This window comes from Desulfosporosinus sp. BICA1-9 (assembly GCF_000802135.1).
Map to the genome: position 1 here is coordinate 55,139 of NZ_JUEE01000131.1, position 13,843 is coordinate 68,981.

At 45.4% G+C, this 13,843-nt stretch carries 14 protein-coding genes; all 14 read right to left on the reverse strand.

Features of this window, described 5'->3' with window-relative positions:
- Window positions 1-48 precede the first annotated feature (48 nt).
- Window positions 49-249: a hypothetical protein gene (locus tag JL57_RS15590; protein ID WP_034142942.1), complete on the reverse strand. Its 201-nt coding sequence runs from the start codon at window positions 247-249 to the stop codon at window positions 49-51.
- Window positions 236-871, reverse strand: a complete 636-nt coding sequence (locus JL57_RS15595) for a helix-turn-helix transcriptional regulator (protein ID WP_034142943.1) — start codon at window positions 869-871, stop codon at window positions 236-238. Before JL57_RS15595 ends, JL57_RS15590 begins: the two co-directional genes overlap by 14 nt.
- A gap of 521 nt (window positions 872-1,392) precedes the next feature.
- Window positions 1,393-3,468, reverse strand: coding sequence for a glycine--tRNA ligase subunit beta (gene glyS, locus JL57_RS15600; RefSeq protein WP_034142944.1), 2,076 nt, complete (start codon window positions 3,466-3,468; stop codon window positions 1,393-1,395).
- A gap of 1 nt (window position 3,469) precedes the next feature.
- On the reverse strand, window positions 3,470-4,360 hold the full coding sequence (glyQ, locus tag JL57_RS15605; protein ID WP_034142945.1) for a glycine--tRNA ligase subunit alpha: 891 nt from the start codon (window positions 4,358-4,360) through the stop codon (window positions 3,470-3,472).
- A gap of 398 nt (window positions 4,361-4,758) precedes the next feature.
- On the reverse strand, window positions 4,759-5,328 hold the full coding sequence (locus tag JL57_RS15610) for an NUDIX hydrolase (protein WP_034142946.1): 570 nt from the start codon (window positions 5,326-5,328) through the stop codon (window positions 4,759-4,761).
- Window positions 5,329-5,419: 91 nt separating this feature from the next.
- Complete coding sequence (locus tag JL57_RS15615) at window positions 5,420-5,857, reverse strand: DUF4342 domain-containing protein (RefSeq protein WP_034142947.1); 438 nt, start codon at window positions 5,855-5,857, stop codon at window positions 5,420-5,422.
- Entirely contained in the window at window positions 5,850-6,644 is a 795-nt protein-coding gene (gene recO / locus JL57_RS15620) for a DNA repair protein RecO (protein WP_034142948.1), read from the reverse strand. Before recO ends, JL57_RS15615 begins: the two co-directional genes overlap by 8 nt.
- 564 nt (window positions 6,645-7,208) lie before the next feature.
- Window positions 7,209-7,844, reverse strand: coding sequence for a deoxyribose-phosphate aldolase (gene deoC / locus JL57_RS15625; protein WP_034142949.1), 636 nt, complete (start codon window positions 7,842-7,844; stop codon window positions 7,209-7,211).
- 1 nt (window position 7,845) lies between these two features.
- Window positions 7,846-8,766, reverse strand: coding sequence for a GTPase Era (gene era / locus JL57_RS15630; protein ID WP_034142950.1), 921 nt, complete (start codon window positions 8,764-8,766; stop codon window positions 7,846-7,848).
- Between the two features lie 601 nt (window positions 8,767-9,367).
- Window positions 9,368-9,769, reverse strand: a complete 402-nt coding sequence (locus tag JL57_RS15635; RefSeq protein ID WP_034142769.1) for a cytidine deaminase — start codon at window positions 9,767-9,769, stop codon at window positions 9,368-9,370.
- Between the two features lie 20 nt (window positions 9,770-9,789).
- Window positions 9,790-10,173 carry a diacylglycerol kinase family protein gene (locus tag JL57_RS15640; protein WP_034142768.1) on the reverse strand — a complete coding sequence of 128 codons (384 nt, stop codon included), beginning with the start codon at window positions 10,171-10,173 and terminating at the stop codon, window positions 9,790-9,792.
- A gap of 124 nt (window positions 10,174-10,297) precedes the next feature.
- Window positions 10,298-10,771, reverse strand: a complete 474-nt coding sequence (gene ybeY, locus JL57_RS15645; RefSeq protein ID WP_034142767.1) for an rRNA maturation RNase YbeY — start codon at window positions 10,769-10,771, stop codon at window positions 10,298-10,300.
- Between the two features lie 99 nt (window positions 10,772-10,870).
- The gene (locus tag JL57_RS15650; protein WP_291300116.1) at window positions 10,871-13,159 is read right to left on the reverse strand and encodes an HD family phosphohydrolase; all 2,289 of its coding nucleotides are present in this window, start codon (window positions 13,157-13,159) and stop codon (window positions 10,871-10,873) included.
- A 72-nt stretch (window positions 13,160-13,231) separates the two neighbouring features.
- On the reverse strand, window positions 13,232-13,843 hold a 612-nt coding region (locus tag JL57_RS15655; protein WP_034142951.1), incomplete at its 5' end, for a sporulation protein YqfD.

Genomic DNA, 13,843 nt, shown 5'->3' on the forward strand with positions numbered 1-13,843 from the left:
GACTTCTATTTACTGACCTGGTGCCCTCCAGCCTCTGATTTCCGACCTCTACCTTTGGCTTCTGCCTCTAACCTCTGGATTGCCTTCTGCCTCTGCATCTGACTTCCAGTCTATGACTTCAGCACTCGTCCTTAGTCCAAGTCCTTTATGTAATAGGCTCCCTATTCCGACCTCTGGCTCCTGCCCTCTGTACAGGCCTCTGACCTCTGGCTTCTGATCTCTGACCTCCGGACTATTACCTTTCCGCAATCTCCACAAAGAGCTTTGTGACATTCGTCTTGGTAAATCGGCCCACGACTTCATAACACTCATTACCGTTCTCGTCAACATACCCTTCCACGACTGGCAAACTGTCAACTTGATGTTGGACCAATTTTTTGGCAGCACTTAAGACTGGTTCATCAGACGTCGTCATGTAAATGTTCGGCATACGGGTCATGATGACACCGACAGGCACTTGTTGCAAGTCAATTTTTCCTAAAGAGGCTTTCATAATATCTTTCCTTGAAATCATTCCTAAAAGGACTCTATCTGGCCCGACAACCGTTAAACTTCCTACGTTTTGCGTGAACATTGCAACCGTCGCTTCATAGATACTGGCATCTTCCAGAACCGTGACTGGCATAGATTTAAACGAGCAGACCCGCAGCTGTAGCATGCGTTCCATGATCGGAGAGGGCCCATTATCCTCACGATAAGAATACCCAACGCGCGGCCTGGCCACTAAGACACCGGACATCGTCAAAATGGTTAAATCCGGGCGGAGAGTGGCTCGCGTCAAATCCAGCATTGCCGCAATCTTTTCACCGGTGATGGAACCTGAGGCTTTCACGATCTCCACGATTCGCTGTTGACGTTCCGTCCATTCCAACCCATTTCACCCCTTAATGTTTCTCTCAAACCGCAATGTGACATACTAATAAAGTTTTACGCGCTTGATTATATCATATTATATTATTTTTTGCCTAGATAGTGAGCATATAAATCATATATTTTTATGAACGATTACGAACGTTCACTAACAATCACTAACACTCACTTACTCAAATCTGTCTGCTTGACATGCCGCTTTGCACTATCGAAGTTTTACTGTGGACTTTTAGTTTGTCAGTCATTAATCTCTAATACACTTATGCATAGCTTATATTTCTACTGAAAAATACATTTTCATTATCAGATAGAGGTGCGATGCGGCATGAGGATCTGCCAAAAAAATAACTATTTATTTTAACGATATGCTCAGCGACCTGGGGCATATAAAAAAACACAGATGGTGTTTAAAGTCCATCTGTGTTAACAGCCAATTTTTAATAAAGTATGAATATTATCTAGTAATCAGGCGCCCTAAAACCTACTTACTACTCACTACTTACTTTCAAAAATAAATTCCGCTTAAGCTAAGACGCTTAATTCTCCTAGGCAACCTAAGATTACCACACACTGACTAAGCAAAGCCAAGCGAGCTGTTTTTAAAGCCTGATCTTCTACCATAATCATCACCGCTTGGAAGAGGGCTTCGATTTGCGGGACAAGTTCCCAAGCCAGGTCATAAGCCTCCTCATAATCCCCCAGCGCAATGGCCTGATCAAACCGCTCCCTGCGCTCAGATATCCCTTTAGCAAGGGCAATTTCAGTCTCATCCACCAAGATTGATGAATCTAACGCCCGAATTACTTCTTTTTTAGTCAGATTAAAGCAGCGAGTATAGGTCTGGGCATAGAGAACAAAGGCTTCTTCCTCCCGTTTGACGGAAAGTAGCCGGGCTCTTTTTACAGCGCGATTCACGTCATCACAACCTGACGCCAACGCCGCATCCACTGTATCATAACGGAGCCCTTGTTCCTGAAGCACAAAACGCACCCTTTGTTGGAAGAACTCCTCCAAGAGTGACATGATGTCCTCAACTGGCAACAAATCTGCCCCTTGCTCTGCAAGAAGGCTATAGGACTTCTTCAAAAGCGAGGTTAGAGAGAGATCCCACCCTGAATCTAAAAGAATGGCTATAATCCCCTGCGCCTGCCGTCTTAGCGCATAAGGATCTTGAGACCCGGTAGGTTGAATGCCAATACTAAACGCTCCAACGATGGCATCTAGTTTGTCGGCAACACTGACCACGCGACCTGAATCGGATTTAGGTAGCGTATCTCCTGCAAAACGAGGCTGATAATGCTCAAGTATCCCTTGACAGACTTCAGCTTTTTCTCCGCTGGCACTGGCATAATCCGCTCCCATAACTCCCTGCAATTCCGGAAAATCGCTGACCATTAACGTCACCAGATCCGCTTTCGCCAATAAAGCAGTGCGGTCTATTTCTTCTAGCTTGCCAACTCCAAGCTCCAGCTTCTCTGCCATGAACCGAGACAGGCCGCGTAAACGAGCAACCCTTTGCTCGACCGTACCCAATTTTTCATGATAGACAATTTTTTCCAACTTTGAAACTAGTTCTGACAAAGGAACTTTTTGATCTTCGCGATAATAGAAGGCGGCATCTTCTAGACGAGCTTTGAGCACCTTTTCATTTCCCGCTTTAACCGTATCTAAAGCAAAATCATTCCCATTACGCACCGTAATAAAATAGGGTAAAAGGTCGCCATCTTTAGCCCGGACTGGGAAATAGCGTTGATGTTCCCGCATTGGAGTGGTGATCACAGCCTCTGGTAAATGCATATATTGAGCGGCCACCTCACCTAATAAAGCAGTCGGATACTCCACCAGGTGGATAACTTCACCCAAAAGTTCTTCATCTTCAGGCACCTCGCCGCCTACCTTCTCGGCCAGGGCTTTGATTTGGGCTAAGATATCTGCTTTTCGTTCTTTGGGATCTGCAATAACATAAGCTTGACGTAAGGCTTCACGATAGCTCGAGGGTTGGTCGATCAAAACATCGCCCGTAGCCAAAGTACGATGCCCTCGTGAGGTTCGTCCAGACTCAAGCCCTACGAACTCAAACGAAACAACCTCTGTACCGTATAGCGCCACAATCCAGCGAATAGGCCGAGCAAAACGGAAATCAAGCGTTCCCCAGCGCATCGGTTTCGGAAAATGAAGGGAGTTAATCATGTCGATGGCAAACTGCGAGAGGAGTGACCTGGTCTCCAGCCCAATTTCCGATTTACGTGCAAAGACATACGGCACACCATTGACCTCTTGTACAAAGAGATCTTCCACCAAAACTCCCTGTCCTCTGGCAAACCCTTGGGCTGCTTTCGTTGGACCACCATTCGCATCATAAGCCGCTTTCAAAGCCGGTCCCTTAACTTCCATGGCTAAATCCTTTTGTTTTTCCTCAAGACCCATCACTAAAAGCGCGAGACGGCGTGGGGTCGCCAAGATATTTATTTCCTGATACGTTAAACGAAGCTCGGCCAAGCGTTTACGTGCTTGTTCTTCTAACTGGGTCATCGCCCCCGGGGAGAATTTAGCTGGGATTTCTTCCATTCCAAGTTCCAGCAAAAAATCGTTCACCATCTTACTCCACCTCTTTCTCTACAGCGTTCTTTAATAAGGGGAAGCCCAGTCTCTCCCGTTGTTCCACATAAGCCTGAGCGCAGAGACGAGCGAGGGCCCGAACCCGAGCAATATAGCCTGTTCGTTCCGTGACACTAATCGCCCCCCGGGCATCAAGCAAGTTGAACGTATGCGAGCACTTCAACACATAGTCGTATGCAGGCAGCACCAGCCCTTTTTCTACGACCCGTTTCGCCTCACGTTCATACATCTCAAACCAGATCTGTAAAGCTTCTATATCCGCCACTTCAAAGTTATATTGCGAGTAATCGATTTCATTTTGCAGGTAGATATCGCCATAGGTGACATCTCCGACCCACTCGATATCATAGACACTATCTTTGTTTTGAATATACGTAGTCAGGCGTTCCAGACCATAGGTAATTTCAGCACAAACCGGTTTGCAGTCAATCCCTCCACACTGTTGAAAATACGTAAATTGGGTCACTTCCATGCCATCTAACCAGACCTCCCAGCCTAACCCCCAGGCACCCAAGGTTGGAGATTCCCAGTTGTCTTCTACAAAGCGGATATCATGCTCTTTAGGATTAATCCCCAAGCGCTCTAAACTCTGCAAATACAGTTCCTGAACATTATCAGGCGAGGGTTTCAGGATGACTTGGTATTGGAAATAATGCTGTAAACGATTAGGATTTTCTCCATATCGTCCATCCGTCGGTCTACGTGACGGCTCAACATAAGCGACATTCCAGGGCTCTGGCCCAAGCGCACGCAAAAACGTCGCGGGGTTCATAGTTCCAGCCCCTTTTTCCACATCATAGGGTTGGGCAATAATACAGCCCTGTTCTCCCCAAAACTGGTTGAGAGTAAGGATAATGTCTTGAAACTTCATTGTCAGCCTCCTTAAGAATTATTCTTTTGCAAATCGTGCAAGTCGGGACGGTTCTCGACTTGCATATCAACCAAGCTGGCCATTGGCCAGAAACGTAAAAAAGCCCTCACCCCCGTAGCATTTTTAAGCTACAGGGACGAGAGCTTGTTCCCGCGGTTCCACCCTGTTTGACCCCTCAGGGTCCCCTTCGTTCTATGTGCTCAGAGCTGCCCCATCCACTTCTCTCATTCGGCTTCCACCTACCCGAACTCGCTAATAGAGAGGATTCGTGAACTTCTTGCCCATCATCGCATATTAAAGGTATTAATTTAAATTATTATATGCTGAGGAAGAAATTGTGTCAAATCTTAATTAGTCCTTGAGATCTTTAAATTTAAATCTTGAAGCCTTGAGTTAAGTTATTTATAGATCCCCAACTCTTTGATTTTAGAAATAAACTTGTCATACAATTTATGCATATGAGGTTCATTACTATAATCATTTAATTCGTCTAACGGAATCCATTTTACCCCACTATTCTCGTCTTCTTTAAACATCAGTGCGTCGTTTTCATCAGCCTCGATCAAAAAGGCGATTGATAAATGGATATGAGGGGAAACATAGTTTCCTCTTTTTGTATGTCCAAACACAGGAAGTATGTCCAAGGAAAAAATATCCGAAGTAACCGGGTGACTATTTTTAACCCCAGTCTCCTCGTTTAATTCTTTCATAGCGACTGCTAGTAAATCTTCTTCCCCATCTGCATGGCCGCCTGTCCAAGACCAAGAATTATAGATATTATGATGAACCACAAGTACCTTATCCTTTGTTCTATTAACGACAAAAGCAGAACATGTAATATGGGCAATCTCATTTTTCCTCGTTAAAACATCCTCAAAGCGCTCAAGACAGTACAATATGACTGCTTTATCCTTTTCCTCTTGTTCATTATAGGGGGTGTATCCCTTTATTAACTCGATAAAATGCATTTTCTCTTCTCTTTCTTTGATAATGCACTTTATCAGCTATAAATGGTTTCTCAAACTACGATGACTCAAGATCAAGTGCAATTATCTATTTTCAATATTCTTCCGTTTCTTTATCATAAGGATACTTCTGTTCAGTAGCAACCTCTAATTCAAAATGGTTGATCGCCGCCCCTACAGCCCCTACAAGCGCCAGCAATCTTAAGCTGGGCTTCCGCCATACTGTATACGCCAAGGCTAAACCCAAAGGTGCTGAAAGGCTTACAATCGTATTCTCATGCCTTTTAAGACTAATTGTGGAGTGACTAATCGTTGTCATCGTAGATTTTAGACCATCCCACATTCCACGCCCTTGACCTTCAAAATCCCATTCTCGTGTTTCTCCTTTTTGAGCCTTTTCAAGATCGTCTAAAGCCTTTACAACGTCTCCTTGAGCCAAATTAAGAGCCGTACGAGCTTCTTCATACCCTATCCCCATCCGTTCACGTAAGACATCCATTTTTTCAAGTTCCGTCCATAGCGGCTCACTCATTATTTTTACCTTCCTTCCCGTTAAATCCTTCAAATTGTTTTCCCACTTCATCCCGTGTCAGACTTCCCATCCTCCACGATTTGAGGGGTCGCTCAAAACTATGCTCCAGGTAAATCCTCAAAATCTCTACAATTTCCTGCCGCATCCAATCATTCCAACGCAAACGATCCAGCTTAGTGATTTCAGCCCGAATCAATTGACGCATAAACCCGATACTACCCGCCCGAATCCAACGTCCGGAATTGTTCTCTAAACAGTTCCCACAAAGCGTACCACCAGCTGTAGAACTAAAAAATAAACGCTTGCCCTTCACAGGTGCGCCACACTCCGCACATTCTCCTAAACGCGGATGATATCCTAGCAACGTCATTGACCTTAAAGCATAAGCACTAAGCACAAGAGTAGGATCATAATGTTCCAGTAAAAACAGGCAAGTCAACGCAAGCGTAAAAAGTTCCGAATTTGGCTGTGCCGGAATCGTCGAGATATCTAAAAGTTCAACAATTCCTGAAGCCGCAAACGACCGATCAAGGTCATTCCAGAGATGAGGAAAGCTTTCCCTCGGACTGCACTGACTTATCGTGTCCAACGTTTTCCCACGATGAATCAGATAATCCCCATAAGTAAACAACTGAGCCCCGGCCCTTTGACGGCTTTTAGGTTTACGCACCCCTTTTGCCACAGCTTGAAGCTTGCCCAATTCACGTGAAAAAAGAGTGAGCACTCGATCCGACTCACCAAATTGCTTACTACGGATCACTAACGCGTCCGCATGATAAACGGCCACGCCCACTCACCCTTTCTATTTTATGTAAATATGACGTCACTATACATTTTACTTGTTTTAGGCTTACTCAGGACGGTTCTTCTTGCTATAACTTCAAAGTACGATCTAAATACGTTCCAGGCCTACTTCACAGGCTTTAAGTTGTAGAGGCAAGAAGGCGCACATGAAATGTGCCTTCTCCCCAGCAAACGTAACTATCCCCGGGACGCAGTGGGATACATCAGCGACGTCTTTACGTAAGCAGAATAGCAAACTTCCGTGTAAGCGACCCCATACACGGGGCTGAGCACAGGACGTGCGAAGCCGCCAACTGAGCCCGAAGACACTGTCTTCGCACGAATTAGGCCTTCTTGCAGGATGGCGAATTTGGTACGATAGTCTCCAGTGGAGAGTATCGCCGAAGCCGCTGATCCCAAAAGGAACACTTCGCGGCGTAGGATAGATTATCGCCGTAGGCGGGTTCTTTATATAATACTATCGCCGAAGGATGAACCCCGCTCCCCATTTAAGAGCTTACGCGGTTAGTTTGCTCTGCGTCGTATGACCGAGCGATGTACCCACAAGTCACACTAGTACCGCACTCGTCCCTAACCGTTCAGCTCCTGCTTCGATAAGCTCAAGCGCAAACTCCCGAGTCCTGATTCCGCCCGACGCCTTTACCTTAACATTTTCCCCCACCCAGGCTTTAAGATTAGACACGTCCTCGACTGTAGCTCCACCCCCGGCAAAGCCAGTCGAGGTCTTAATATAATCTGCACCCGCACGTTTAACGATCTTCGACACCATTTCTTTCTCATCTTCCGAAAGCAAACAAGTTTCAATAATAACCTTAATTATCAAGCCGCACCCATGTGCCGCTTCAACCACACGAGCAACATCTTGCTCTACCGCGTCCCAATTCCCGGATTTAGCCCAACCAATATTTATCACCATATCCACTTCTTTACCACCATGTGCTTTGACCATAAAAACTTCTTGGATTTTCACTTCCGTAAACGTAGCCCCCAACGGAAAACCCACAACAGCAACAACACCTATCCCTGTGCCGTGTAAAAGCTTAGCCGCCGTTTGCACATAAATCGGGTTGACACAAACCGTCGCAAATTTATGCAATTGAGCCTCATGACAAAGCGCCACAATGTCCTTTTCCATAGCTTGAGGCTTTAACAACGTATGATCCGTCATACCTGCAAGATTCATCTTACTCCCGTTCCTTTCCATACCCGTAATTGCGTAAGCTATCCATACGATTACGCCAATCCTTTTTAACTTTAACCCATACTTCCAAAAACACCTTGCTACCTAACAACGCCTCAATATCTAGACGGGCCAGGCTGCTGATCTCTTTGAGCTGTTTACCTCCGGCCCCGATAACGATTCCCTTTTGAGATTCACGCTCAACTACAATCAAAGCTCTCACTTTAACAAGGGTCTTCTTTTCTTCTACCTCTTCAATCACAACAGCAATCGAATGAGGAATTTCATCGCGAGTCAGCTGAAGTACTTTTTCGCGCACCAGTTCCGCCATGATAAACCGTTCCGGCTGATCTGTAACTTCATCTTCAGGATAATACATAGGACCTGGAGAAAGTTGGTCAAAAATTACATTTAACAGTTCATCCGAGTTTTCCCCTGTTTTTGCCGAAATAGGCACAATCGCTTTAAAATCGATAAGAGCAGAAAAATGCTGGATTTTTTGCATTAAGATTTCTTTCTTGGCTAGTAAATCAACTTTATTTAAGACAAGTACACAGGGGATCTTCGTCTGCTTAAGCATCTCAATAATATACTCTTCGCCCGGGCCATATTCGGCAGTAAGATCCACCATATAAACGATAACATCCACTTCGCGCATGGATTCTTTGGCCTTTCCGACCATATATTCCCCTAACTTATGTTTGGGTTTATGAATTCCTGGAGTATCCAAAAAGACAATTTGTCCCCGTTCTTCCGTCAAAATACACTGAATACGGTTTCGGGTGGTTTGAGGCTTATCCGACATAATCAGCACTTTCTGCCCCAATAAATGATTAAGCAAGGTCGATTTCCCTGCATTAGGTCTTCCAATTACGGATACAAAACCAGAACGGAATTCTTCTTTGTTTGATGTTGATGAAACCAACGGTGAAGCACTTCCCTATCTTATACTTTTATTTATTTTTCATTCTTATCTTTATTACCTTAACCTTAAATAGTGTCATCTATTCAGTGGGGATTGTACAGTCCTCGGACACAAATAGGGACATATGCTAGTTAAGAACCGTTCCTGCTCCCACTAAACCCTCCGACAGGTGGATGCACAGTGCCCACCTAAAAACCCCAGACCGCTGAAAAGGCAAAGGCCTTGTTTTACTGATCTATGGTTTCTTTAGGTATGAAGGCACACATGAAATGTGCCTTCTCCCCAGCAACGTTAACCATCACCGCAACTTCGTTCCCCTCGTTCCACATTTCCGTTCCAAGCCCCAGGACGCAGTGTCACACGAGCGCGACGTCTTTACGTAAGCAGAATAGCAAACTTCCGTTCAAGCGACCGACCCCAGACACGGGGCAGTGCACAAGGATGTGCACTGCCGCCAACCGAGCCAAGGACGGCGAGTTTGGCACGATAGTCTCCAGTGGAGAGTATCGCCGAAGGATGAACCCCGCTCCCCATAGTAGGAGCTTAAACGGTTAGTTTGCTCTGCGTCGTAAGCACCGAGCGCTGTGTGACACAAGTCCCCCTACAAATACTCCGGCCCAAACGCCTCAGGCAATAACGCCTTCAAACTAGTCACCTTCGTTTCACCCTGTCCATTAATTAAGTAAACCAGGCAATCCTCAGCGAACTCCCGAATCACTTGCCGACAAGCACCACACGGGGACGGAAATACGTCAGTCGGAACAGCAATCGCAATTCCTTTCAACTTCCGCTCTCCCCGAGCTACGGCTTGAAAAATTGCATTTCGTTCTGCGCAAACCGTTAAACCATAACTGGCGTTCTCCACGTTACAACCACTATATATTTCTCCAGAGGAAAAAAGTGCCGCCGCACCAACTGGGTAATGAGAATACGGTACATAGGCCTGTCCGTATGCAGCTTGTGCCCGATTACTAAGTTCTTTCGTAAGCTCTGGATCGAGCATTTACGCATACAACTCCTTTTCTAAAAAACCTTGCCCACAGAGCGATACAATAAGGGAGCAAAGACAATTAGTCCAATTATGATAGCCTGAATCGAAGTCACTAAAACCGCTCCTGACGCCACATCTTTTGCCATTCCCGCAAGAGGGTGAAAGTTTGGTTGCACCATATCTACAACAATTTCAACCGCAGAATTCATCACTTCTGCACCGATCACGCTGCCAATCGCTAAAACAAGAATTAGCCATTCAAAACGTGAAACCTTAGCCCACCAAGCAACGCTCAAAACAAGAATTCCAGCGAAAACATGAAACTGCATGTGTCCTTGAGTTTTCAAAGTATATAGCATTCCTCGCCAAGCTTGATTGAGACTGCGCCAAAATCCTGGTTTCAGATATCTTCCCATATGCCCCTCCGTTTTCGGTCTGATTATAAAGAAACCTGGCTGGCACCCGAAGACACTGTCTTCGCACGTGTTAACCTTCTTGAAAGCGCTGCCATGACTCGAACAAGGATGTTTGAGGTTATCGTTATACTCTCTCTAACCCCAGTTTAGTCATTACCTCTTCTTCTTTGTTGCGCATTTTTAGCTTATCGTCCTCTTCTTCGTGATCATACCCTAATAAATGAAGCGTTCCATGGACCGCTAAGTAAACAATTTCCCGTTCAAAGGAATGCCCATACTCCTCTGCCTGCTCCCTTGCCCGTTCAACAGAAATAACGATATCCCCCAGCATTTCGTCTTCAAACTCGAAATCCGGTTCCTCATCCATTTCCTCTTGCAAGGCAAAAGAAAGAACATCCGTCGGGCGATCCACTCCTCGATACTCAAGATTTAAAGCATGTATGCGCTGATCATCAACCAGCATTAAGCTCACTTCCGCCTCAGACCGCCCACCAGACAAGTGGATAGTCTCAGTAATAGCGTTATTTAGCAGCGTGGTGAGAGCATCCTGCCGTTCCGGCAAAATAGACTCCTCTTCCCAAGAGATATCTAAAATCACGTACTTCAGGCAAACCCACTCCCAACATGAAATAGAAGTGTTTTACCCTTCCCCCCTTCAGAAATTGAGCATACTTTTTAAGTAGCTCTTGTCAAGAGCCTAAGAATTATCCTTAATTGGCTTATGATTCACTCGAGGAATCTTAGTTTCAAGAGACCCCTCGCGACTCTCAAGCAGTTTCTCCTTTGGTAAAGCAATACCATCCTCTTGATTAACATCTACCAGGGTTTTCTTATTCAAACCCGCGTCTCGTGTACTTGGCATCTCCGGATATTCAATGCGGGAGTGGAAAATTCCACTTAAGACACGGACAAAAGCCATAGCGATCCGATCTAAATCTTGAAACGTTAAATCACATTGATCCAACTGTCCGTCATTCAGCTTGTCCTTAATAAGCTTGCGGACTAGCCCTTCAACACGCCCCGGCGTAGGTTGTCTCATAGAACGCACTGCCGCTTCCACACTGTCGGCCAAAGCAACCAGCGCGGCCTCTTTGTTCTGAGGCTTTGGCCCTTCGTAATGGAAAGACTCCTCAGGCACATTTTCCTGACTCTCAAGGGCCTTATGATAAAAGAAACTGACCAGACTGTCTCCATGATGCTGGGAGATAATGTCTTGGATTTGCGTTGGGAGTTTATAATCCTTCGCTAACTCCAAGCCATCTTTAACATGTGAAGTAATGATCAGAGAGCTTAGAGTCGGAGCTATTTTATCGTGTGGATTTTCCTGGGTAAACTGATTTTCGATGAAAAAGTACGGGCGTTTTAACTTGCCAATATCGTGATACATGGAGCCTACTCTTACCAAGGTCGCATCCGCATGAACTGCTTCTGCTGCGGCTTCCGCTAAATTTCCCACTAAAATGCTATGATGGTATGTACCCGGTGCCTCCATTAGCAAGCGCTTAAGTAACGGGCGATTGGGGTTCGATAATTCTAAAAGCCGTACGGAAGAAGTGATACGAAATCCCGATTCGAACCAGTGCAAAGCCCCCACCGTTAAAAACGATGACGCCAATCCATTGACAATCCCCAGAATCAGCCCAACCGCCCAAACCGTCAAGCGCATATCTGAGCTAAAAGCAACCCCACTAATCACCAAGACATTGACCGCGGACACAAATATCCCAGCCCGCGCCAAATCCGAACGCTGACTCAAATGGGACACACTATAAACTCCTACAATCCCACCAAAAAGAGCCACTAAACCCGCTTGCAAGCCAAAGGCAGTCGAAAGTGAGGGGTCCACTAAGACAGCCACAAACACCGCTAAGACAACGGAAACCAACATAGCGATATCCACACCAATAAGAATTGCTACGGACATCGTCGCCCAGGCCACCGGAATGAGCATGCCTGACAAATTATTATAATCAGGCCCTAGATTTAAGGCAATCACTCCACGTCCAATAGCCAAAACCATCGTCATCGTCAGCCCTATAAGAACAATTCGATTGGTCAGGCGGAAGATATCCCGTTTATACTGTAACAAATAAACCAAAATCGTTCCCATTCCTGCGAGAACAATCAAGGCAATTCCAAATGTTGCTTTCCACGTATTATGGCTATTAATTAAGCCATACTCGACCAAGACCTGGTAATCTGTTTCGTCAACAATCTCGCCCACTCCAACGATTTTTTGGTTGGCCTTGTAACGCAGCACATCCTTTTTCACAAGACTTTTTGCAGCTGTTCGCAAAGCTTCTGTCGTAATATCGTCTACGATCAGAGTGGGTTGCGTAATTTCCTGTTCTAAGAAGACCTTTAATAACGTTTTGACATGCTCATTTAAACCCGACTGATTAAGATCCGTTTTAGTTTTTTCAAGAAACCCATCTAACTCCGCGTAGGTCCTAGTTCCAGAATCCAAATTGCGCGCTCTGCTAAAGATAATGTCTCTACTGACCTGTTCATCCGCATTCAAATCATCCAGACTTATCTTCACTAAGGACGTCAATACTCCCTCCGGTAAATCCTTAAAAGGCTGGGTTTGCTTCAGTTGATTAATACGTACACGATCATCCTTCGAACTCGACTGCACATCACGCAACGTGGTAAATGTTTTCCCTAAATCCTTTGTCAATAAATTCAAATATTCCTCATCGGGTTTGTAAACCGGTTGAACAGCTTTCTCAGCTTTATCCAAGTTTTGAGCATATCCTTGGATATCTTCAATGTCCTTATTCCACGGAGCCGTGATGAGTTGTGGACTGGGTTCCCCTAATTCTAATTGAAGGGTCGAGACAAAAATATTGGAGGTTAGCAGAACGACAAACAACAGAAAATACATCACCCCGACAATGACACGAAGCCATGTGGTGTGATGTTTAAACAAATCCATACCTCGAGATAACCCCTCCCACATTGTTCTAAATATTCTAATCTTCATGCCATCATCCTTACTTCTATATACCATACAAAGTTCAAATGCTTACGTGATCTAAATAACCCTCCGTACCCCTTATGAATTGGCGTAAACTGCCAAATCTTCATAAGTTTCCACCTCTACCCTAACACGCACTAGATCGGAATTGTTGGTAAGAACCTTAACGGTTTCTCGCACGATGGGAATCTTAGTTGCTACTTTCTTCTGAACTTCAGCCCTGGCAGCTTGTTCAGCCAGTTGAAGGGCTTCCGTGCCAGTACGCTCAAGATGCACTTCACGAAGTTCGACATACTTTATCTTAATACCTTCGACAGGAAAGCGCCAATTCCTCCACGGTTTTAGGGAAAGGCTTACTACTTCTTTACGTCCTTGCTCAAAAGGCGAATTCTGCGTTGTTACCATTATGACGCGTGAACCAAATTTTATACCCCACCCTGTGGCAATTCTCCCACTTTCCTCCACTTTGTCTTCTACCAAGGGGATCGTGGTTTCGGCACTGTACCAGACTCGCGCACGGACAAACCCTCTAGCTACTGAAGCTGGTTGAGTCTGTTGGGCATTGTTTAAGTTATCCGCATTGGGCTTCAGAATTAATACTTGCCCGGCTCGCACAGTTTCTCCTTCGTGTACCTGAGGAGTTCCTTCAATCACCATGATCTCCTTTACAACCCCCGCATGATTAGCAAC